This window comes from Kribbella hippodromi (assembly GCF_039531045.1).
Classification (GTDB): Bacteria; Actinomycetota; Actinomycetes; order Propionibacteriales; family Kribbellaceae; genus Kribbella; species Kribbella hippodromi.
The window spans coordinates 46,249-66,454 of sequence record NZ_BAAAPH010000035.1; the positions used below are offsets into that span (position 1 = coordinate 46,249).

22 protein-coding genes and 1 pseudogene are annotated in these 20,206 nt (G+C 68.4%); 18 read left to right on the forward strand and 5 right to left on the reverse strand.

Translation table 11 applies throughout. The features are described from left to right. Positions 1 to 41: 41 nt before the first annotated feature. Positions 42 to 1,250 carry an MFS transporter gene (locus tag ABD260_RS35435; RefSeq protein WP_344240992.1) on the forward strand — a complete coding sequence of 403 codons (1,209 nt, stop codon included), beginning with the start codon at positions 42 to 44 and terminating at the stop codon, positions 1,248 to 1,250. Between the two features lie 107 nt (positions 1,251 to 1,357). Here the strand turns inward: ABD260_RS35435 and ABD260_RS35440 are convergent. Continuing rightward, a pseudogene (locus tag ABD260_RS35440) lies at positions 1,358 to 1,654 on the reverse strand (NUDIX domain-containing protein); the annotation flags it as partial. On the opposite strand from ABD260_RS35440, the gene ABD260_RS35445 reads away from it, so the two are divergent. Next, positions 1,653 to 2,147, forward strand: a complete 495-nt coding sequence (locus ABD260_RS35445; RefSeq protein ID WP_344240994.1) for a hypothetical protein — start codon at positions 1,653 to 1,655, stop codon at positions 2,145 to 2,147. The pseudogene ABD260_RS35440 and the gene ABD260_RS35445 sit on opposite strands and share 2 nt — an antisense overlap. Here the strand turns inward: ABD260_RS35445 and ABD260_RS35450 are convergent. Further along, on the reverse strand, positions 2,137 to 2,943 hold the full coding sequence (locus ABD260_RS35450) for a deoxyribonuclease IV (RefSeq protein ID WP_344240996.1): 807 nt from the start codon (positions 2,941 to 2,943) through the stop codon (positions 2,137 to 2,139). The genes ABD260_RS35445 and ABD260_RS35450 overlap by 11 nt on opposite strands. Before the next feature lie 44 nt (positions 2,944 to 2,987). Continuing rightward, the gene (locus ABD260_RS35455; protein ID WP_344240998.1) at positions 2,988 to 3,497 is read right to left on the reverse strand and encodes an Lrp/AsnC family transcriptional regulator; all 510 of its coding nucleotides are present in this window, start codon (positions 3,495 to 3,497) and stop codon (positions 2,988 to 2,990) included. Between the two features lie 94 nt (positions 3,498 to 3,591). Between ABD260_RS35455 and ABD260_RS35460 the strand changes: the two genes are divergently transcribed. From ABD260_RS35460 to rplI, 6 genes are all read left to right on the forward strand, one after another. Then, positions 3,592 to 4,812 carry an MFS transporter gene (locus ABD260_RS35460; RefSeq protein ID WP_344241000.1) on the forward strand — a complete coding sequence of 407 codons (1,221 nt, stop codon included), beginning with the start codon at positions 3,592 to 3,594 and terminating at the stop codon, positions 4,810 to 4,812. A gap of 7 nt (positions 4,813 to 4,819) precedes the next feature. Further along, positions 4,820 to 5,344, forward strand: coding sequence for a DUF4241 domain-containing protein (locus ABD260_RS35465; protein ID WP_344241002.1), 525 nt, complete (start codon positions 4,820 to 4,822; stop codon positions 5,342 to 5,344). A 210-nt stretch (positions 5,345 to 5,554) separates the two neighbouring features. Then, on the forward strand, positions 5,555 to 5,845 hold the full coding sequence (rpsF, locus tag ABD260_RS35470; protein ID WP_130386399.1) for a 30S ribosomal protein S6: 291 nt from the start codon (positions 5,555 to 5,557) through the stop codon (positions 5,843 to 5,845). A 92-nt stretch (positions 5,846 to 5,937) separates the two neighbouring features. Continuing rightward, positions 5,938 to 6,534 carry a single-stranded DNA-binding protein gene (locus ABD260_RS35475; RefSeq protein ID WP_344241004.1) on the forward strand — a complete coding sequence of 199 codons (597 nt, stop codon included), beginning with the start codon at positions 5,938 to 5,940 and terminating at the stop codon, positions 6,532 to 6,534. Positions 6,535 to 6,606: 72 nt separating this feature from the next. Next, on the forward strand, positions 6,607 to 6,840 hold the full coding sequence (gene rpsR, locus ABD260_RS35480) for a 30S ribosomal protein S18 (protein WP_012924539.1): 234 nt from the start codon (positions 6,607 to 6,609) through the stop codon (positions 6,838 to 6,840). Between the two features lie 14 nt (positions 6,841 to 6,854). Next, entirely contained in the window at positions 6,855 to 7,301 is a 447-nt protein-coding gene (gene rplI / locus ABD260_RS35485) for a 50S ribosomal protein L9 (protein ID WP_344241006.1), read from the forward strand. 494 nt (positions 7,302 to 7,795) lie between these two features. Here rplI and ABD260_RS35490 read toward each other — a convergent pair whose 3' ends face one another. Together ABD260_RS35490 and ABD260_RS35495 are read right to left on the reverse strand one after the other, a co-directional pair. Continuing rightward, a complete protein-coding gene (locus tag ABD260_RS35490) occupies positions 7,796 to 8,290 on the reverse strand; it encodes a hypothetical protein (protein WP_344241008.1) in 495 nt (164 codons plus the stop codon). A gap of 128 nt (positions 8,291 to 8,418) precedes the next feature. Next, a complete protein-coding gene (locus ABD260_RS35495; RefSeq protein WP_344241010.1) occupies positions 8,419 to 9,849 on the reverse strand; it encodes a hypothetical protein in 1,431 nt (476 codons plus the stop codon). Between the two features lie 248 nt (positions 9,850 to 10,097). On the opposite strand from ABD260_RS35495, the gene ABD260_RS35500 reads away from it, so the two are divergent. Genes ABD260_RS35500 through ABD260_RS35545 form a run of 10 tightly spaced genes read left to right on the forward strand, consistent with a single transcriptional unit; the run spans position 10,098 to position 20,137 of the window. Next, complete coding sequence (locus ABD260_RS35500; RefSeq protein WP_344241012.1) at positions 10,098 to 10,718, forward strand: DUF6668 family protein; 621 nt, start codon at positions 10,098 to 10,100, stop codon at positions 10,716 to 10,718. 30 nt (positions 10,719 to 10,748) lie between these two features. Beyond that, complete coding sequence (locus tag ABD260_RS35505) at positions 10,749 to 11,027, forward strand: TrbC/VirB2 family protein (protein ID WP_344241014.1); 279 nt, start codon at positions 10,749 to 10,751, stop codon at positions 11,025 to 11,027. Between the two features lie 39 nt (positions 11,028 to 11,066). After that, the gene (locus ABD260_RS35510) at positions 11,067 to 11,936 is read left to right on the forward strand and encodes a DUF8175 domain-containg protein (RefSeq protein WP_344241016.1); all 870 of its coding nucleotides are present in this window, start codon (positions 11,067 to 11,069) and stop codon (positions 11,934 to 11,936) included. Next, positions 11,933 to 12,835: a TrbL/VirB6 family protein gene (locus ABD260_RS35515; RefSeq protein WP_344241018.1), complete on the forward strand. Its 903-nt coding sequence runs from the start codon at positions 11,933 to 11,935 to the stop codon at positions 12,833 to 12,835. Before ABD260_RS35510 ends, ABD260_RS35515 begins: the two co-directional genes overlap by 4 nt. Position 12,836: 1 nt before the next feature. Further along, entirely contained in the window at positions 12,837 to 14,396 is a 1,560-nt protein-coding gene (locus ABD260_RS35520; RefSeq protein WP_344241020.1) for a TrbL/VirB6 family protein, read from the forward strand. Beyond that, positions 14,383 to 15,891 carry an SCO6880 family protein gene (locus tag ABD260_RS35525; RefSeq protein ID WP_344241022.1) on the forward strand — a complete coding sequence of 503 codons (1,509 nt, stop codon included), beginning with the start codon at positions 14,383 to 14,385 and terminating at the stop codon, positions 15,889 to 15,891. The genes ABD260_RS35520 and ABD260_RS35525 overlap by 14 nt, the downstream gene beginning before the upstream one ends. Positions 15,892 to 15,925: 34 nt before the next feature. After that, a complete protein-coding gene (locus tag ABD260_RS35530) occupies positions 15,926 to 17,539 on the forward strand; it encodes an ATP/GTP-binding protein (protein ID WP_344241024.1) in 1,614 nt (537 codons plus the stop codon). Continuing rightward, positions 17,539 to 19,380: a type IV secretory system conjugative DNA transfer family protein gene (locus ABD260_RS35535; RefSeq protein WP_344241026.1), complete on the forward strand. Its 1,842-nt coding sequence runs from the start codon at positions 17,539 to 17,541 to the stop codon at positions 19,378 to 19,380. The genes ABD260_RS35530 and ABD260_RS35535 overlap by 1 nt, the downstream gene beginning before the upstream one ends. Further along, a complete protein-coding gene (locus ABD260_RS35540) occupies positions 19,370 to 19,744 on the forward strand; it encodes a DUF4913 domain-containing protein (RefSeq protein WP_344241028.1) in 375 nt (124 codons plus the stop codon). Before ABD260_RS35535 ends, ABD260_RS35540 begins: the two co-directional genes overlap by 11 nt. 36 nt (positions 19,745 to 19,780) lie before the next feature. Beyond that, the gene (locus ABD260_RS35545) at positions 19,781 to 20,137 is read left to right on the forward strand and encodes a YrdB family protein (RefSeq protein ID WP_344241032.1); all 357 of its coding nucleotides are present in this window, start codon (positions 19,781 to 19,783) and stop codon (positions 20,135 to 20,137) included. Positions 20,138 to 20,206: the final 69 nt, after the last annotated feature.

Below are 20,206 nucleotides of genomic sequence, written 5' to 3' on the forward strand. Positions count from 1 at the left end.
TCTGTGCTGAATCTGTCCGTGCTCGGGCCTACGATCGCGGGATGTCTTTGGGGCCGGACTTTCGGCGGTTGTGGGTTGCGTTCACGGTCAGTGCGGTCGGATCGGCGGTGGGGCTTGGTGCGTTGCCGCTGATCGCGGTCTTGGTGCTCGATTCGAGCACCTTGCAGGTGTCGATGCTGGCGGCGTTGTCGGCGGTGGCGGGTGCGGCGCTCGGGTTGCCGATGGGGGACTTCATCGAGCAGCGCCGGAAACGGCCGGTGATGATCGCGGCGGATTTGGTCCGGTTCGGTGCGCTGATCACGGTTCCGATCGCGGGGGCGTTCGGCGTACTCACGTACGCGCACTTGTGTGTTGCCGGGGTGCTTCAGGCAGCCGGGACGATCGCGTTCCAGGCGGCCAGCGGTGCGCATCTCAAGGCGCTGGTGCCGGCTGCGGGGCGGGCGGAGGCGAACAGCCGGTTCGAGCAGACGAACTGGGTTTCGCTGAGCGTCGGGCCTGCGGTTGGTGGCGCGCTGGTCAGTCTGGTCGGCGCGACCGTCACGCTGGCGGTTGACGCGGTCTCGTTCCTCGGCTCGGCGCTGGGCATCCGGCGCATCCAGGCGCCCGAGCCGGAGCCGGTGAAGCGCGAGGGTAGGGCGGACATCACCGCGGGCTGGCGGTACATCCTGCGGCACCGCGGGCTGCGCGTACTGTTCTGGAACTCGCAACTGTTCGGCGGACCGGTGATGATGACGTCGCCGTTGCTCGCGGTCTTCATGCTGCGCGATCTTGGGCTGAAACCGTGGAGCTATGGGGTGATGCTCGGCGTCTCCTGCATCGGCGGGGTGGTCGGTGCGCGGATGGCACCACGGTTGACCAAGCGGTACGGGCTGCGGTGGATGCTGCTGGTGTTCGGCGTGGCGCGGGCGCCGTGGCTCCTGCTGTTTCCGCTGGCGCCGCATGGCATGGCCGGCTTCGTGGTCCTCACCGCGGCGGAGACTGCGTTGCTGGTCGGCGCCGGCGCGTTCAACCCGTCGTTCGCGACGTACCGCATGGAGGTCACCGAAGACGGCTACATGGCCCGCGTCCTCGGCTCCTGGTCCATCAGCTCCCGCTGCGTACAACCCGCCTTCATGGCACTAGGCGGCGTACTGGCAACCACCTTCGGCACCCGCGGCGCCCTCTGGACAGCAGCCATCTGCTGCACCCTCAGCGCCCTCCTACTCCCCTGGCGCCCCCCTAAACCAGCCCCACTGCCTGAGCCAGCCTGACCACCGGCCCCATCACCCCAGTACGAGAGCGGGTGCGGCAGGTGCGGACGGTATGGTTGCGGGCGGCGGTGGTCGGCGCGGTGGGCGCCCAGCCAGGTCATCGGGCCGGTCAGACGAGCCCCGGCTTCTTCGAGGAGCTCGCGCTGGACCAGTTGCTCGATCGTCTCGGCTGGTTCGCGGGTTCCGCCGGGGAGGAAACGCCAGCCGAGGTCGTTGCCACAGACAACGATTCCGCCGGTTGTACGGCAGACCACATGGACATTGCTGATCAGCTCGTCGGGTGGTTCCTCGACCGTGAACCGGACGTCCAGGTCAGCGAACTCCCAGTAACCGGGAGCGAACAATTCCGGGAACTGCTCCGGCCAGGGCTGCATAGCCTTATTCTGCGCTACCGTCGCTGGCATGGTGGAGTCAGATTCCGAGCCCGAGCCGGCTCCTGTGGCTGAACCGGCGCCGGCGAAGGTGCCGGGCTCGGACGGCGGTAAAGCACCGGAGTCTGACAAGGAGCCGGATGGCGACAAGGCTCAGCGGACGGTTACGAAGTTTTTGTGGTCTTGTGGGTGGTTGACGGTGCTGGTGGGGGTGTTCTTGCTGTCGGAGATCTTCCAGTCCGACGGTAAGTACGGGGGTCTCGCCTGGCTGGGGGCGGTCGTCTCAATGGTGTCGATCGTCGCAGTGGCGGCCGCGTACGTCGGTTGTGCGCTGGGCCGGATCGCGCTTCGTACCCGATTGCTCGGCTCGTTCGACCTCTTTCAGGCCATCACCGTGATGATGCTGATCGCGGTGGTCACCGGCGTCCTCATCCCCACCGAGCACACCACCGCGCTCGCCCTGCTGCTGCCCTGGGGCCTCAGCTACTGGCTGCACAACCTGAAAACGCCGACGCCTACCCCTTGAGGTGCGACCGCAGGTAGTCGAGGTCGGCCTTCTGCCCGTTGTTCGCGTTCGGCGTCTCGACCACGACCGGCGCGCCGGCCGCCTGTACGACCGCGACGATGTCGGCCGGATCGATGTGCCCGTCCTCGAAGTTGCTGTGCCGGTCCGCGCCCGAGCCGAACTCGTCCCGCGACCCGTTGGCGTGCACGAGGTCGATCCGCCCGGTGATCGCCAGCACCCGCTCCACGATGCTCGGCAGCTCCTCACCGGCCGCGTGGAAGTGGCAGGTGTCCAGGCAGAACCCGACGTTCTCCAGGCGGTCGTTGCCCGACGCCTGCACCGCCTCCCACAGCCGCTCGATCCGCTCGAGCTGCCGGGCCATCGCGTTCTCGCCGCCGGCGGTGTTCTCGATCAGCAGCGGCACCGGCAGCTCGGCCCGCTCGATGCACTTGCGCCAGTTGTCGAACCCCGCCTCCGGGTCGTCCTCGTCGCCGACGTGACCGCCGTGCACGATCACGCCCTTGACGTCGATCTCGGCCGCCTTGTCCAGCGTTTGCTGCAGCAGTTTGCGGCTCGGGATCCGGATCCGGTTGTTCGTGTTCGCCACATTCAGCCGGTAGGGCGCGTGCACGTACAGATCGACTCCGGCCGCGGCGGCGCGCTCCTTCAGCGCTTCCTCACCATCGGCGTACGCGAGCTTGGGCGCTTTGTAGTCCTGTGGGTTGCCCAGGAAGAACTGCACCAGGTCGGCCCCACGATCGGCCGCCTCGGCCAACGGGTCGTCCTGATCCACATGCGCGCCAAGCTTCACAGTCATGACACCACCCTAGAACCGCCCACCGACACTTTCCGAACGCACCATCACCCCGCGTCGCCGGACCAGCCGGTCGAGCGGGTCACCTTCCGCTCGTCCTCGGCCGGCGGCTGTACCGGACGCCCTTCGTACTCGGTGGAGAGGACGATGTGGGTGTTCATCTCGCCATGCTCACCGAGCCGTTCGAAGAGGCCTTCCAGGTGATGCATCGAGGTCACGCGGACCCGGAGCATCGAGCACGAGTTGCCGCTGAGCTTGTGGATCTCCAGCACTTCGGGGAAGTCCTCGGCGCGCGTGGTCTTCAGCAGGCATCGGCCGGTCGTGCAGCGCATCTGGACGAACGCGGACAGCGGCTGACCCGCCTTCGCCGGGTCGACGTCGGCTCGGTAGCCGGTGATCACGCCGGTTTCCTCCAGCCGACGGACCCGGTCGGCGACGGCGGGCGGTGAAAGGTTGACCCGCTTGCCCAGCTGGTTGAACGACAGCCGCCCGTCGGACTGCAGCGCGGCGAGGATCTGCCAGTCGGTCGAGTCCAGGTTTCGCTCTTGAAAGGCCATGCACCCAGAACACCTTCGAGACCCGCGCTTCGCAACCACAAATGCCTTCGATCGTGCATTCTGCGCGGGAGCTGGGCTTTCTAACGTGTTGCGCGTGCTGATTCCCGTCGTACTCGCCGCTGCCCTGATGAATGCCGCCATGGTCGCCGCCAGCGCTGTCAGCGCGATCGTGATCGCCGATGACCTCGGTCCGGCGCTGGCCGGTCTGCCCAACACCGCCGGCGTACTCGGTACCGCCGGGGGCGCCATGGCGGTTGGCCGATGGACTGTGCGGTTCGGTAGAGCACAGGCGCTGCGGACCGGGTACGGCGTGGGTGTCGCCGGCGGTGCGCTGACCGTACTTGCCGCAGTTGGTGCTCCGGTCGCTCTGCTCTTCGTCGGCATGCTCCTACTCGGCGTAGGCAATGCGGCGAGCCTCCTGTCCCGCTACGCCGCCGCTGATGCAGTACCGGTCGCACGGAGGGCTCGGGCGATGAGCACAGTGGTGTGGGCGAGTACGGCGGGTGCCGCGGGCGGACCGTTCTTGATGGCGCCGTCGCAGTCGTTGGCAACTCACCTCGGTCTACCTGCACTTGCCGGCCCGTTCCTGCTCGCACTAGTGGCTGTGTTCTCCGCACTGGTCGCATCCAGCGCAGTACGTGGCGCTCCAGTCGCACCCGCGCCGAGTAGTACGAGCAGCACGCGCCGTACGCCCGTGTTTGCGGCCGCAGTGATGGTGGTGGGTCATCTGGTGATGGTGGCGTTGATGACTGCGGTACCGGTCCACGTACACAGCCACGGTGGCGGACTGGGTGCGCTTGGCGCGATGCTGTCCGCTCATACCCTCGGGATGTTCGCGCTGTCGCCAGTCACCGGCTGGTGGATCGATCGGCGTGGAACACGGCCTGTTGTACGTACTGGTCTGGCGCTGCTTGTTCTTTCGGGTCTGCTGATCACCCTGACCGGTCCTCTGTTCACGCCGGCGCTCTTCCTGCTGGGGTACGCGTGGAACCTCTGCTACCTCGGTGGGAGCGCACAACTCGGTTCAGCGGAGTTGGAGAGTCGCGTGGAGTCTTCGATCTGGACAGTGGCCGCAGTGGCGACAGCTGCATCGCCCTGGCTGTTCACGGTGGGTGGATTCCCCGTACTAGCGCTTGTTGCGGTCGTACTGGCGGTTCCACTGCTCGTTGTGTCACTAGCCTTGGCGTGTGATCAGTCCCGAGTACTTTCGCGCCTTGCGCCCTGGTCCTGTCCAAGTCGACGGACGGACCTGGTCGCTCACCGTTCACGACCTGGGCGTACTACGAGTCCCGAGCGGCCGGCTGGAGGCCAGTGATCCGTTCGTGAGCCTGGGTGAGGCTGCTGTGGTCGACGTGCCGCCGGGGGACTACCCAGTGCAGGTGACCGTCGCGGATGTGTCGGAGGAACAGGACGGGAGTCACCTGCGGGAGGCGTTCCTGTCGGTGCGACTGGCCGACGGCGAAGTCGCACGGGTCGAGGCCGCGACCACCGCGGAGCAGGCGCTTGGTGAAGAGGAGTTCTGGATGGTCGGGGTGGACGCCGGCACGGTCGGCTTCGCCGACGCCGAGGCGGCGCGGTCCAAGATGCCGGCGGGGGACTGGTACGAGGACCTGTTCGACAACGGCGCGGACGACAGCTGGTTCGCGCTGATGGACTCGCCGGACCACCTTCGCGAAGGCAGCGCCAACATCGTCCTGCCGCTGGCCACGGAGGGTGAGAATGTCGTGCTCACACACTCCGGCTGGGGTGACGGTGCGTATCCGGTCATCCGCACCGTCGACGCGTCCGGGCGGATTCTCGCGGTCCACATCGACCTGCTCGTGGTGGGTCCGGAGAGTGACGACTGATCGGCATTCAGTGACCGGACCGGTAGGAAATGGCCTGTGGATATGGTCAGGGCGGGGTCCGGACGCTGGTATTCTTTTTGACGTGGCCCGGTCCATCGACCGGGCTCATTGCTTGGCGCCGGTGGCAATTGCCGGCGTGGAGCACCCCGCATCGCCCTCCTGCCACGGAGAGACCGTGGCCGCCAAGTCCGAAGGAGGTGGAGTTCGCGCATGCGTCGTTATGAAGTCATGGTGATCCTCGACCCGGAGCTCGATGAGCGCACCGTTGAGCCGTCCATCGACCAGTACCTGAACATCGTCCGCAAGGAAGGTGGCACGGTCGAGAAGCTCGACATCTGGGGTCGTCGGAAGCTCGCCTACGACGTCAAGAAGAAGTCCGAAGGCATCTACGCCGTCGTCGACCTGACCGCCGAGCCGGCGGTCGTGAAGGAACTCGACCGTCAGCTCACGCTGAACGAGTCGATCCTGCGCACCAAGGTCATCCGGCCGGACCAGCACTGAACCTGGGGTCGTCAGCAGCCATCGGTACTGTCGGCTCCGGCCGATACCAATAGCTGTAGACACAGCCACACCCGATAGCAGGAGGAACGGCAATGGCAGGCGAACCACCCATCACCCTGATCGGAAACCTCACGGGTGACCCGGAGCTGCGATTCACGCCCTCAGGGGCCGCGGTGGCGAATTTCACCATCGCGTCCACCCCGCGGACGCTGGATCGGCAAAGCAACGAGTGGAAGGACGGGGAGACCCTCTTCATCTCGTGTTCGGTGTGGCGGCAGGTCGCCGAGAACGTTGCCGAGTCGCTCACCCGCGGTTCCCGGGTCGTCGTGCACGGGCGCCTGAAGGCGCGCAGCTACGACGACCGCGACGGGAACAAGCGCACCGTGTTCGAGTGTGACGTCGAGGAGATCGGCGCCAGCATGCGGTACGCGACGCTGAAGATCTCCAAGACCTCGCGCTCCGACGGCGGTGGCGGCGGCTTCGGTGGTGGCGGCAACCAGGGTGGTGGCTACGGTGGCAACCAGGGCGGTGGTGGCAACCAGGGCGGCGGCTACGGCGGCGGCCAGGGTGGCGCCCCGCAGAACGACCCCTGGGCGACCCCGCAGCAAGGCGGTGGCGGTCAGTCCGCCCCGCAGAACGACCCCTGGGCCAGCCAGGGCGGCGGCTCGATGGAGGAGCCCCCGTTCTGATCTGCCCGCAATTTCATCAGTGACCATTCCGGCATTCGTGCCGGGCTCTGGAAGTAGGAAGAGAGCACCACAATGGCCAAGATCATTCGGAAGCCGAAGAAGAAGGTCTGCGGCTTCTGCAAGGACAAGGCAACGTACGTCGATTACAAGGACACCGCGCTGCTGCGCAAGTTCATCTCGGACCGCGGCAAGATCCGCGCCCGCCGGGTGACCGGGAACTGCGTGCAGCACCAGCGCGATGTGGCCACCGCTATCAAGAACGCTCGTGAGGTGGCCCTGCTGCCGTACACGAGCACGGCTCGCTGAGGGAGGCACGGACCATGAAGCTCATCCTGTCTCAGGAGGTCGAGGGCCTCGGGGCTCCCGGCGACATCGTCGAGGTGAAGGACGGCTACGGCCGCAACTACCTGGTTCCGCGCGGCCTGGCCATCGGCTGGACCCGCGGCGCCGAGAAGCAGATCACCACGATCAAGCGGGCGCGCGACGCCCGGGCGATCCAGGGCAAGGAGCACGCGAGCGAGGTCAAGAACCAGCTCGAGCAGCTCGCCGTGACGCTGGCCGTCAAGGCCGGTGACACCGGTCGCCTGTTCGGTTCGGTCACCCCGGCGGACATCGCCGGCGCGATCAAGGCCGCCGGCGGTCCGCTGGTCGAGAAGCGCGCGATCGCTGTCGGGTCGCCGATCAAGACCACCGGCAAGCACCAGGTCTCGGTCCAGCTGCACCCGGAGGTGGCCGCCACGGTCCGCCTCGAGGTCGCCGCAGGCTGACACCAGCACCACCACGAAGGCCCGTGCCCCCAAAGGGACACGGGCCTTCGTGCGTCCACCTCCGGCCCACCCAGCCACGGTGCGACCGGAGGGTGGCCTACCGATGCGGCCACCCGGCTGTGGTGCGACCGGTGGGTGGCGTACCGGTGTGGTCGGCGGGGCTGTCGTGCGACCGGAGGGTCGCCTACCGATGCGGCCACCCGGCTGTGGTGCGACCGGTGCGTGGCGTACCGGTGTGGTCGGCGGGGCTGTGGTGTAACCGGAGAATGGCGTGCCGAATGCGGTCGGCCCGGCGGTGGCGCGACCGGAGAGTCGTCGGCGGACGTCGCTATCGGTTGCGTCAAGCGGGTGCTGGGTGCCCCAAACCGGTTTTGGGGTGGTTGTGTACGTGGTGTGGGGAGGGTCGTACTCCTGGAATGGGCGATGGGGTGCCCCAAACCGGTTTGGAGGGCTCACCTCTGCACGGGAAGGTCGGCCAGCGGACGGCTGTTCGGTCAGCCGGAGCGTTGGACTGTGGGCCAGCCGGTGGGTTTGGGGTCGGAGTTGGAGCCGCCGACGTCGGGCTTTTGCACCTCGAGCCATTTGACCGGCACCGGGTCGGCCGCGTTGCCCGGCCCGGTCTCCTCCACTGTCGGCCAGCTCACCGGGCCCGGATCGTCAGCCGCCAGCACCCGCCCGGCCGGCGCCACCAGCACCACCACCGCCAACCCCACCGCGGCCACCCGAGCCGCCCGCACGACCCGAGCCGCCCGCACGACCGGAGCTGTCTGTACGACCGGAGCTGCCCGTGCGACCGGAGCTGTCTGTACGACCGGAGCTGCCCGTGCGACCCGAGCTGCCTGTACGACCGGAGCCGTCTGTACGACCCGAGGTGCCCGTGCGACCGGAGCTGCCTGTACGACCGGAGCTGCCTGTACGACCCGAGTTGCCCGTACGACCGAAGCCGTCCGTACGACCGGAGCCGTCCGTACGATCCGAGCTGCCCGCATCAGCCGCGCGACCCGAGTTGCCCGGGTGGGCCGGTCTTCACGGGCCGCCTGTGGCACCCGGGCGGTGCGTGACTGCGTCAGCGGGTTGGTCTGTGTCGGTCGAGTCGGCTCCGGTGATTGATCTGCCGTCATCGGGTGGCCTTGTTCAGGGCGTACAGGAACGAGCCCTGGACGACGATCGCGTGGTTGCCGACGATCCCCCACGGCCGGGCGGTGTTGTCGGGGATCTCGTGCGCCGCGCCACCTGGCACGACCGTCACCATCTTGCTGCCGTTCATCCCGTACACCGTCGTCCCGCTGATCGACAGCGGCTGGAAACCCGGCATCGTCACCGAGGTCTTGGTGGTGAAGTTGATCAGGCAGGCACCCCACGCGGCCACCTTGCGGCTGTTGTCCGGCACCCACTGCCAGCGCTCCGCGTCCTGAATCCGCGCCTGCTTGCAACTCGCCACCACCGCGCCGGTCGCGGACGAGTGCACCACCGGGATCACAGTGTCGGTGACCCCGGTTTTCCACAGCGCGAGAACCAGACCCGGGCTGGCCGCGACGATGTGATCCAGACCCTTGTTGTCCTTGGGCCCGGCCAGGTTCACCGGCTTCTGGTCCTTGCCCGGCTGATCCCAGTACAGCGGGCCGCGGTACCGGGCCGACAGCACCCGCTCGCCCTCCGCCAGCAGGACCGTCGAGTCACGGCGCCGCGGCGGTACGGACTTGAGCTGACCGCCCGAAATCACACTGTTGCCGGCGTCGGCGGCCAGGGTGATGAGCGGTGACGTACCGAAGTACTGCACCGCGGACGAGTTCGGCAGCTCGATCGCGGTCGGAAGGGCACCGTGGCCAGGCCAGTAATAGAGCGTGTCCTCGGTGGTGACGACCAGCGCCGGCTTGGAGTCGATCGTGGTGTACACCGGGCTGCTGGTCCGCGACGGCAGGGTGTCCTGCCAGAGCACCTTGCCGTTGGCGTCGAACACGGCCAGCTTCTGGTCGGGGGTCAGGATCGCGACCTCGGTACCGTCCGGGGACACGGCGGGCGTCGTGTTCGGCATCATGTCGACGGTCCAGCCGGCCTGGACCGACCAGTTCGGCGGCACCGGGCGGGCGACGAACTGGTCCGGCGTCACGGTCGGCGCGGGCAGCGCCGGCAGCGTCGGGGAGACGGTCGGCTTCGGCGGGCCGGCCGGCTTGCGGAGCACCAGCAGGTACACCGCCGTGCCGGCGATCAGCGCGAGGGCCACGACGCCCGCCACGATGATCGGCCAGAGCGGCTTGCTGCCGCCGCCACCGCGCCCACTCCGGCCGCGGCCGCCCTCGGGCTCGACCGCGTCGACCGAGCCGTCCGGGTGGATGATCAGCGGCCAGGAGGCGCCGTCGGCCTCGACCGCGGTGGCCTTCACCGCGCGGCCGAGCTGCGCGGCCCGCTCGCTGACCAGCTGGATGGCGGCCTGGCGGGGGTCGTGGTGGTTGACCGGGTGGCTGCGCCCGGCGATCTTCACCTCGGCGTTGTGGTCGTCGTACAGCCGAATCGTGACCTTTGGCCAGGAGGGGATCTTCTCAGCCACGATGACCTCTCATTCCCGCCACAGAACTCCCTCGTTCACCGGACTCGGACGTCCTCGTTCTAGCATGGCCACCGCACGAGGCATGCCACGGAATCCGGGCACGCAGAAACCGCGCGAGCCCGGCGGCTCGACTGACCCCGACAAGGGGGTAGAAACATCCTCGCCTGTGGATGGGTCACGAAAGTACACCTGGAAAGCGAGAGAATACGGTGGGCGACAGCCTGTGACGCACCGCGAGAGGAGGGGCCATGACGCAGAATCCGTGGACACGAGAGCAGACTCCGGGTCCGCAGCAGCCGTCGCCCGGTCCCGCGCCTCAGCCGGACATCACCCCGCGTGGGCCGTCCGCCCCGCAGCACGGGGTGCCGGCGCCCGCGGAGGACCAGCGCCTGCCCAAGTTCGCGATCCCGGTCGCCGACACGCTCTGGTGGGTCGGAGTGCACGGCGGAGCCGGCGAGACCACCATGTCGCAGTTGCTGCCCGGCACCCGGGCGGCCGCGCACCGCTGGCCGATTCCGCCGCCCCCGGTGCCGACTCCGGTGATCCTGGTCGCCCGGACCCACGGGTCCGGCCTGCGGGCCGCTCAGCGGGCCGCGATCGAGTGGGCCTCGGGTGTCGTCCAGGGTGTCGCCGTGCTCGGCCTGGTGCTGATCGCGGACGCGCCGGGCCGGTTGCCCCGGGTCCTCGACGACTTTGCCGACATCGTCGGTGGCGGGGTGCCCAGAGTCTGGGACATCCCCTGGATCGAGGAGTGGCGCCGAGGGGAGGCTCCCACCCCTGACAACACGCCTGACGAGGTTTTCGAAGTACTTGAATCCATCTACGCACTTCGCGCGTCCAACCCAGCGGACTACCCCGCCCCGTACTGAAAGGCTTGAACCTCAATGATGTTGGCACATGTGATCTCGGAAGCTGTGAGCCAGATCCCGCTGGTCGACGACCCGGGCCAGGGTACGGCCCCTCCCGGTGACATGGGCACCCAGCTGAACAAGGTGATCGGGTGGGTGACCTGGATCGCGTTCAGTATTTGTCTGGTCGGCATCATCATCGCCGGCGCGATGATGGCCGTCGGTCAGCGTCGCGGCGAGGGTGGCGAGCACGCGGCCCGGCTCGGCTGGGTGCTCGCGGCGTGCATCGTGATCGGGTCCGCGTCGCTGCTCGTGAACGCCCTGACCTGATCCCCGCACCGCCTCGAGAAGCCCGGAGACTGATAGGCCGTGAGTCTGTTCAGGAAGGACCCCGATTCCGGCCGCGGTGACGACGATGCCGACGGCGAGAACGGAAGCTTCTGGCAGCAGCGCGGCTTCGTCGCCGCGGTGATCGTGGTCGGCGCGGTGGCCGTCTGTGGGGTGGTGTGGGTCCTGGCCGGCGGTTCGGACAAGCCGGCCACCCAGCCGAGCACTTCGCCGAGCGTCGTCGTACCTTCCGGGCAGCCCACGCGCGAGCCGTCGGTGCCTCCCGCCACACCGACGGAGCTGCCGTCCAGCTCCACCTCGTCGCGGCCGACCCCGCCACCACCTCCGAACAACAGCACCGGTGGCTGCAACAACCCGAAGCCGGACCAGACGATCCCGCGGGTGCTCGCGCCGCCGGCGGTCACCTGGACGTTCGAGGGCCAGATCCTGATCCCGCTGCAGGCGGCCGGTGGACCGGCGGCCACGTCGCCGACCGGCATCCGGTCCTGCTTCGCGCACTCGCCGACCGGAGCGGTGCTCGCGGCGATGGTGATGCTCGGCCAGGTCAGCAATCAGCAGCTCGGCATCGAGGTCCTCGAGACCCGGACGATGCCGGGGCCGGGCCGGGACAAGGCGATCGCCGGGCTGAAGCAGGAGATGGCCACCCCGCAGACCCCGGTCAACGTGCAGTTCGCCGGGTTCAAGGTGCTCTACTACACCCCCGGCCGGGCGCTGCTCCAGATCGCCGCCGAGCTCGACAACAAGGGCGTCGGCGCGCTGCCGATCACCATGGTCTGGTCGCACGGCGACTGGCGGGTGGAGCTGCAGGACGACGGTTCCTTCAACGGCCAGGTCAGCCCGGACGTACTGTCCACGCTGACCGGCTACGTCAGGTTCAGTGGTGCCTCGTGATCGCCCTCAACTGCTGGCTCCCGACGGAGTGGAAGGGCTGCATCGAGCGAGCCCTCGGCGAAGCTGTCGACCAGGCCTTCGGCGGCTTCTTCAAGCTGATCTTCGACGCCATCTCCGCAGTCGTGGTGGCGGCGGTCGAGGACGTGCTGAAGGCGGTCGGCCTGCTCTGGGTGTACATCAAGACGCCGGACATCTCGCAGAGCGGCCCGGTCGACTTCATCCAGGTACACACCAACTACATCCTCGGCGTGGTCGCGTTCATCGCGGTGGTCGTCGGAGCGGTCCAGATGGCGATCTCGCATCGCGGTGAGCCGCTGAAGGAGATCCTCAAGTCGCTGATGACGATGGTGGTGGTGTCGTTCTCCGGTGCGGTCTTCGCCGGCACGCTGATCGCGGCCGCGGACGACTTCTCCGCCTGGATCATCGGCCAGGCGCTGAACACCGGCGACCACTCGTTCGCGAAGTCGCTGGCCGAGAAGATGGTCGATCCGCTGAAGAGTACGAGCAACCTGCTCGGCTTCATGCTGGTGATCTGCGTCGGCGTACTGATGGTGATCACCGCGATCATCCAGCTGGCGCTGATGATCGTGCGGTACGGGATGCTCGTCCTGCTGGTCGGTGTACTGCCGCTGACGGCCGCGGCGACGAACACCGAGATGGGCATGATGTGGTTCAAGAAGGCGATCGGCTGGCTGGCCGGATTCATCATCTACAAACCGGTGGCGGCGCTGATCTACGCCACCGCGATCTATCTGATGTCACCACCGGACCCGGCCGGCGGAGCGGCACCGGACGGTACCTCGCAGACCCTCAAGATCGTCATGGGCATCACGATGATGATCATGGCAGTCGTCGCGCTGCCGGCCCTGCTCCGGTTCGTTTCGCCAAGGACGTCCTGACATGATTCCGCTCAGCTGGGTCTCGACGCTCTACCACTTCATCTCGGAGTACCTCGCGCCGTTCGTGGAGAAGCTGATCAAATTGATCTTCGACCCGATCCTCAAAGCCGTCGGCCAGGCCGTCGGGACGATCATGAGCACGATCGCGACCTTCTGGATCTATGTACCGACGCCGGCCGTGGCCGGTGCCGACGACACCAAGACCGGCTCTGTGGCCTGGCTCTGGGAACACACCAGCTTCATCGTCGGCTTCGTCGCGATGATCGGCCTGCTGATCGCCGGTATGCAGATGGCCTGGAGTCACCGCGGTGAAGCGGCCCGCGACATCCTCCGGTCGCTGATCACGCTCGCGATCGCATCGGCGTTCACGATCGCCGTCGCGCAGGCGCTGATCGCGGCCGGGGACAAGTTCTCCGACTGCCTGGTCACCACGGCGCTGTCGTCCGGTAACGGCTGGACCTGCGGAATCGGCGCGGGCGGCGCCGAGGACTTCGGCAAGGTGATGACGACCCTGCTGGGCTTCGCCGCGGTGGCCGCGATCGCGGGCTCACCGATCGGGATCGGCATCATGCTCACGATCGGCATCCTCTGCATCATCGCCGGGGTGATCCAGATCGTGCTGATGGTGGTCCGGAGCGCGATGCTGATCCTGCTGCTCGGCGTGCTGCCGATCGCGGCCGCCGCGACCAACACCGAGATGGGCCGGAACTGGTTCAAACGAATACTGTCCTGGATCTTCGCATTCATCCTGTACAAGCCGGTGGCCGCGATCGTGTACGCGACCGCGATCCGGCTGACCACGAACAACGGTGACCTGAGCTTCGACCTGTCCGATCCGCAGAACGTCGGCAACCAGCTGATGAACATGGTCACCGGCCTGACCATGCTGGTGCTCGCGCTGTTCGCACTGCCGGCGCTGATGCGGTTCATCGTGCCGATGGTCGCGGCCACCGCCGGTGGTGCCGGGGCCGGCATGATCGCGGCTCAGATGGCCGGCCCGGTGATGAGCAAGATGGGCGACATGGCCAACAAGGCCGGCCAGGAGGGCGGTGACGACGGCGGTGGACCGGACGGCGCGCAGAACGTCGGCCGCGCACCGCAGCAAGCCCCGAGCCAAGGCGGTGGTGGCGGCGATGGCGGCGGAGGCGGTGGTGGCGGCGGCGGTGAAGCCACCGGGGCCTCTGAAGGGGGCGCCGCGGCCGGTGGTGAAGGTGCCAGTGCCGGTGCCGCGGCGGGCGGTGAAGGCGCGGCCGCCGGGGCGAGTGCGGGTGGTGCGGGCGCCGGCGCGGCCGCGGCCGGCCCGGCAGCCGCTGTAGCCGCTCCGGTCGCTGCCTTCGTGGCCGTCGAGAAGGGCATCCAGAAGTCCGGCCGGATGGCGGCGTCCGAGGGCGCCGACAACAACGCCATGGATGCCGGCGCCGAGAGCGGCGGCCCGGGTGGCGGCAGCCAGGGCCCGACCGGCAGCGCCGACGAGGTCCGCGACCGTGGTCGCGACAACCAGAGATTCAACGACAACCAACCACCTCCACCACCACCGGACGGACCAAGTGGCAGCGGCTGACAACGTACGACGCGCACCTCGCACCTACGGCAACTGGCGGCAGCCCGCCTCCGCGGGCATCGCCGGCCTGGGCACGCTCGGCACCTTGCTGATGATGGGCGGCCTGGTGATGACCATCATCATGATGATGGCGGCCGGGCTGATCGCGGCGATCGTGACCATCTTCATCGTCGCGATCCTGCTGCTGATGCTGATGACCAAGGACAAGCACGGACAGTCCGCGCTGCAGCGGCTCTCGACCAGCATTGGATGGCAACGAGCAAAGATGGCGAAGCACAACAACTACCGCTCCGGTCCGCTCGGCCGGACCGCCTGGGGCAAGTTCCAGCTCCCCGGTCTGGCCGCCGCCTCCCAGCTCAGCGAGTACCAGGACTCGTACGGGCGTCCGTTCGCGCTGCTGTTCTATCCCAGCACCCGGCATTTCACGGTGATCATCAACGCCGAGCCGGACGGCGCTTCGCTGGTCGACGAGGAGCAGATCGACGTCTGGGTCGCGCACTGGGGCCAGTGGCTCGCGTCGCTCGGTCACGAGCCGGGCGTGGTGGCCGCGTCGGTGACCGTGGAGAGCGCCCCGGACACCGGCATCCGGCTGCGTCGCGAGGTCAGCACCAACATGCAGGACGGCACGCCGGCGATCGCCCGCGCGATGCTCACCGAGGTGGTGCAGAGCTACCCGGTGGGTTCCGCGCTGGTGTCGGCCCGGGTCGCGCTGACGTTCAAGGGCACCGACCGCAGCGGCAAGCGCCGTAAGGAAGAGGACATGGGCCGCGAGCTCGCGGCTCGGCTGCCCGCACTGACCCAGAGCCTGAACGCCACCGGCGCCGGTGCGGCCCGTCCGGTCACGGCGCAGGAGCTGTGCGAGGCGATCCGGATCGCGTACGACCCCGCGTCCGCCGTGCTGATCGACGAGGCCCGGAGCCAGGGCATGGCGCCGGAACTGCAGTGGACCGACGTCGGTCCGTCCGGTGCGCAGGCGTTCTGGGACAAGTACCGGCACGACTCGGCCTGGTCGGTGACCTGGCAGATGTCGCAGGCGCCGCGTGGTGAGGTGTTCTCGTCGGTGCTGTCCCAGCTGGTCGCGCCGCACCCGGACATCGACCGGAAGCGGGTCACGCTGCTGTACCGTCCGCTGGACGCCGCCACCTCGGCCCGGATGGTCGAGGCCGACAAGCGCAACGCGTCGTTCCGCGCCACCACGTCGGCCCGGCCGTCGGCCCGGAACATGGCCGAGGCCCGCGCCGCCGACCGGACCGCGCAGGAAGAGGCGCGCGGTGCGGGGCTGGTCAACTTCGGCATGGTAGTGACCGGCACGGTGATGTCGGCCGAGCAGATCCCGGACATGATTGCTGCCATCGACAACCTCGGCGCCACGGCGCGAGTGCTGCTCCGGCAGTCGTACGGTTCGCAGGACTCCGCGTTCGTGGCCGCCTTGCCGCTGGGCGTCGTGCTGCAAAGCCACCTGGCCATTCCGGCCGGCCTGCGGGAAAGCCTGTGATCTCGATTCGCTCAGTGACTTCTGGGGAGGCACGGTGAGCAAGAAGGAGAAGAAGCCGGTTGATCCGAGCCGGCGGGGCAAGCGGCCGATGCCGCGTGGCTGGCCCGGTCCGGGCGGCGGCTACTCGACGTACCTGCAGGCACCGGCGGAGTGGCGCGGCACGACGGTGCAGGTCTGCGGCATGTGGCCGTTCAGTGCCGGCACCGGCAGTCCGATGGTCGGCGTACCGATCGGGCGGAACATCCTGTCCGGCGCGACCATGTGCTGTGACCCGATCAGCTGGTTCATGCGGGCCAAGCTGATCTCCAACCCGTCGATGTTCGTGCTCGGCAAACCCGGTCTGGGCAAGTCCACGATCACCCGGCGGATGGCGCTCGGCCTGGCCGGGTACGGCGTGATGCCGCTGGTGCTCGGTGACCTGAAGCCCGACTACAAGGACCTGATCGAGGCGCTCGGTGGCCAGGTGATCCAGCTCGGGCGCGGGCGTGGGCACCTGAACGTACTCGACCCGGGGGAGTCCCGGGAGGCGGCGCTGCGGCTGACCGGCAAGGCCCGGGAGGCGATCCAGGCGGACGCGCACGGCCGCCGGCAGACGATGGTCTCGGCGCTGATCTCGATCATGCGCTCGCAGCCGCCGAACGACCGCGAGGAGACCATCCTCGACGAGGCGCTGAAGGTCCTGGACGAGCGGTTCCAAGGCACGCCGGTGCTGCGCGACCTGCTCCAGGTCGTCCAGGACGCACCGGACCGGGTCCGCAATGTCGCGCTGGACCGCGGCAGCCTGGACCGGTACCGGCAGATCACCGAAGGCCTGGAGGCGTCGCTGATCGGTCTGGTCGGTGGTGGCCGGCTGGGCGAGATCTTCTCCGAGCAGACCGACAACCCGATGCAGATGGACCGTCCGGTCGTGTTCGACGTGTCCAACATCGACGACTCCGAGACGAACCTGCAGGCCGCGGTGCTGCTGGCCTGCTGGTCGTACGGGTTCGGCGCGGTCGCGGTCGCGCAGGCCCTGGCGGACGCGGGCCTGGAGCCCCGGCGGCACTACTTCGTCATCCTGGACGAGCTCTGGCGGGTACTGCGCGCCGGCCGTGGTCTGGTCGACCGCGTGGACGCGCTGACCCGCCTGAACCGGCAGCGTGGTGTCGGGATGGCGATGATCTCGCACACCATGTCCGACCTGCTGGCGCTGGAGGCGCCGGAGGACCGGATGAAGGCGAAGGGCTTCGTCGAACGCTCCGGCATGGTCATCTGCGGTGGTCTGCCGCGCGCCGAGATGGACAACCTGACCGAGGTCGTGCCGATGTCCCAGGAGGAGCAGAACATGCTCATCGGCTGGCAGGACCCGCCGGCCTGGGACCCGGCGACCGGGCAGGAGACGGCACCACCGGGACGAGGAAACTTCCTGGTCAAGGTCGGTGGCCGGCCGGGCATCCCCGTCCACGTCGGCCTCACCTCGGTCGAGCGCGAGATCAACGACACCAACAAGCTGTGGACGACCGGCGACGACGGCAAGCCGCTCAAGGTGGAGGTCGCGCCGGACGGTACCGAAGAGGTCGTCGGCCAGTACAGCCTGGACGACCCGGCGCTGTTGCCGCCGCCCGATCCGACCACCCGGCTGGCCGCCCGAACGGGAGTTGACGAGTAATGGCACAAGGGAAGAAGAGCACCGGCCCGGGCGGGTTGTCCGCCGAGTCGATCCTGGTCTTCATCGGCGTCGGCCTGTTCGCCCTGGTGATGCTGTCGGTCTGGGGCGCGCTCAAGGTCGCCGCCGCGGTCAACAACTCCCGCCCGGTGCCGCAGCCGTTCGAGGCGCTGGCCGAGCTGATCAAGGGCCGCCTGATCTGGTCCGGTGCGGCCACCGGGATGCTGTTGCTCGAGCTGATCGTCGTGGCCGGCCTGGCTGTTGGTGGCTGGATGCTGGTGCGCAAGCAGCAGCAGTCCGTCGGCCGGGTGGACCGGCAGGCGCAGCTGATGTCGAAGCGGTCCGAGATCTACAAGCTGACCCGTGAAGGCGCGCAGGAGAAGGCGAACCAGCTCGGCGCCGGGCACGCCGGTCCGGGCATCATGATCGGCCGGACCGTCCGGGACAACCTCGAGGTCTTCGGCAACTGGGAAGACATGCACGTCGACATCTGGGGCCCGCGTACCGGTAAGACCACGTCCCGCGCGGTGCCGGCGATCCTGGACGCGCCGGGCTGTGTCATCGCCACCTCGAACAAGCGCGACATCGTCGACGCCACCCGGGGACCGCGCTTGGAGAAGGGCCCGGTCTGGGTGTTCGACCCGCAGGAGGTCTGCGAGGAGCCGAACACCTGGTGGTGGAACCCGCTGAGCTACATCACCGACGAGACAAAGGCCCGTGAGCTCGCCGAGCACTTTGTCGCCTCGCAGCGTGATCTGAACGCCCAGACCGACGCGTTCTTCGACGCAGCCGGTACGGACCTGCTGGCCGGTCTGCTGCTCGCCGCGGCGGTGGCGAAGCGGCCGATCACCCAGGTGTACAGCTGGCTGGCCGACCAGCGGAACGACGAGCCGGAGCGCATCCTGCGCAACACCCCGGGGCTGCAGCTCTCCGCGGACGCTCTGTCCGGTGTCATCAACGCGCCGGACAAGCAGCGCGCGGGTGTGTACGGCACGGCTCAGCAGAGCGCCCAGTTCCTGGTCAACCGCAAGGTCACCCGCTGGGTGGTCCCGAACGGGCCGAACGACAACCGGCCGCAGTTCAACCCGCACGAGTTCGTCCGCAACGGCGGCACGCTGTACAGCCTCTCCAAGGAGGGCGCCGGTACGGCCGGTCCGCTCGTCACCGCGCTGACGGTGGCCGTAGTCGAGGCAGCCGAGCAGTACGCGCGCGGTTGCCCGATGGGCCGGATGCCGAGCCCGCTGGTCGGCGTACTGGACGAGGCCGCCAACGTGTGCCGGTGGAAGAACCTTCCCGACCTGTACTCGCACTTCGGGTCTCGCGGCATCGTGCTGATGACGATCCTGCAGTCCTGGGCGCAGGGCCAGGAGTGCTGGGGCGACCATGGCATGCAGAAGCTGTGGGGTTCGGCCAACATCCGGGTGTACGGCGGTGGTGCCGCGGACTCCAGCTTCCTGGAGAACCTGAGCAAGATGATCGGCGACTACGACATCAGCTCGAACTCGGTCTCGTACAACGAGGGCAAGCGCGGTACCAGCAAGCAGATGCAGCGGCACAACATCATGGAGGTCTCGGACCTGGCCGCGATGCCGCCGGGGCGTGCGGTCGTGTTCCCGTCCGGTATCCCGGCCACGCTGGTGAAGACGGTGCCGTGGTTCACCCGGCCGGACGCCGGTGCGGTCAAGGCCTCGCTCGCCAAGTACGATCCGGGAGCGGCGTCGAAGGTGCCGGCCAGCAACAACCCGTGGGTGTCCGCGGGTAACGGGCAGCAGCCGCCGGTGCAGCGCGGCCCGGAGCGGCCGGTCTGGGAGCAGAACGAGGGAGACAACCGCGGTGGATGGTGAACAGGAGCTCTTCTACCCGCACGTCGCGGCGTTCGTCGAAGACCGGCTGATCTACCTGTACACGCGCCGGCTCGGGCAGCAGTTCATCTGGTGCCCGGAGTGGTACCGGCATGCGGAGGCGCTGAGCCGGCTGGACTCGATCTGGCGGGCCTGGGAGCACCTGCGGCTCGACCCGGCGACCGGTATGTCGGTCTGGTGGCGTGACCACGCGGATCCGCACATGATGGCGCTGCTGGACCCGGACGGCCCATTCGCTGCGTGCCGGAACAACACCCACACGGACTACCCGATCCCGCCGCTCCCGGTGCAGGAGCCGCCGTCGGGCCTGTTCTTCGACCAGCGCCAGCCGAGCGTGGGCGGCTGACGAGGTGCGGCAGCTGACTCTGGGTGGTGCGTGACCATGTGGCGGTGGGGCAACCTGCTACTCGCCTTCCTCGTCGAGCTGGTTGCCTTGGGCATCTTCGCGTGGTGGGGCTGGGAGACCGGCGGTACGACGGCCGTTCGCTGGCTGCTCGTGCTCGGGCTGCCGCTGGTGACTGCGATCGGCTGGGGACTGACCGCGGCGCCGACCGCCAAGCGCACCACACCGGCGCTGCGCTGGACAGTCAAGGTACTGGTCTTCGGCCTGGCCGGCGCTGCGTTGTGGAGCCTGGGTCACCCGCTGCTAGGCGTGGTGTTCGTCGTGCTGGTCGCGGCGAACCTACTGATCATCCACACCCAAAACCTGCAACCGCCAATGCCGAAGGCCGCAGGCTAAGCGGGGAGGATTACCTCCCGGATCGGGCGGGCGGATTCACGCGGTGGTTGCAACACCGGGTGGATTTGC

Bases quoted from the DNA above. Each gene is read 5' to 3' on its own strand.
- ABD260_RS35435 (WP_344240992.1), top strand. From the start codon at position 42: ATGTCTTTGGGGCCGGACTTTCGGCGGTTGTGGGTTGCGTTCACGGTC.
- ABD260_RS35445 (WP_344240994.1), top strand. From the start codon at position 1,653: ATGGTGGAGTCAGATTCCGAGCCCGAGCCGGCTCCTGTGGCTGAACCG.
- ABD260_RS35450 (WP_344240996.1), bottom strand. From the start codon at position 2,943: ATGACTGTGAAGCTTGGCGCGCATGTGGATCAGGACGACCCGTTGGCC.
- ABD260_RS35455 (WP_344240998.1), bottom strand. From the start codon at position 3,497: ATGGCCTTTCAAGAGCGAAACCTGGACTCGACCGACTGGCAGATCCTC.
- rpsF (WP_130386399.1), top strand. From the start codon at position 5,555: ATGCGTCGTTATGAAGTCATGGTGATCCTCGACCCGGAGCTCGATGAG.
- ABD260_RS35475 (WP_344241004.1), top strand. From the start codon at position 5,938: ATGGCAGGCGAACCACCCATCACCCTGATCGGAAACCTCACGGGTGAC.
- rpsR (WP_012924539.1), top strand. From the start codon at position 6,607: ATGGCCAAGATCATTCGGAAGCCGAAGAAGAAGGTCTGCGGCTTCTGC.
- rplI (WP_344241006.1), top strand. From the start codon at position 6,855: ATGAAGCTCATCCTGTCTCAGGAGGTCGAGGGCCTCGGGGCTCCCGGC.
- ABD260_RS35490 (WP_344241008.1), bottom strand. From the start codon at position 8,290: ATGCGGGCAGCTCGGATCGTACGGACGGCTCCGGTCGTACGGACGGCT.
- ABD260_RS35500 (WP_344241012.1), top strand. From the start codon at position 10,098: ATGACGCAGAATCCGTGGACACGAGAGCAGACTCCGGGTCCGCAGCAG.
- ABD260_RS35520 (WP_344241020.1), top strand. From the start codon at position 12,837: ATGATTCCGCTCAGCTGGGTCTCGACGCTCTACCACTTCATCTCGGAG.
- ABD260_RS35535 (WP_344241026.1), top strand. From the start codon at position 17,539: ATGGCACAAGGGAAGAAGAGCACCGGCCCGGGCGGGTTGTCCGCCGAG.
- ABD260_RS35545 (WP_344241032.1), top strand. From the start codon at position 19,781: ATGTGGCGGTGGGGCAACCTGCTACTCGCCTTCCTCGTCGAGCTGGTT.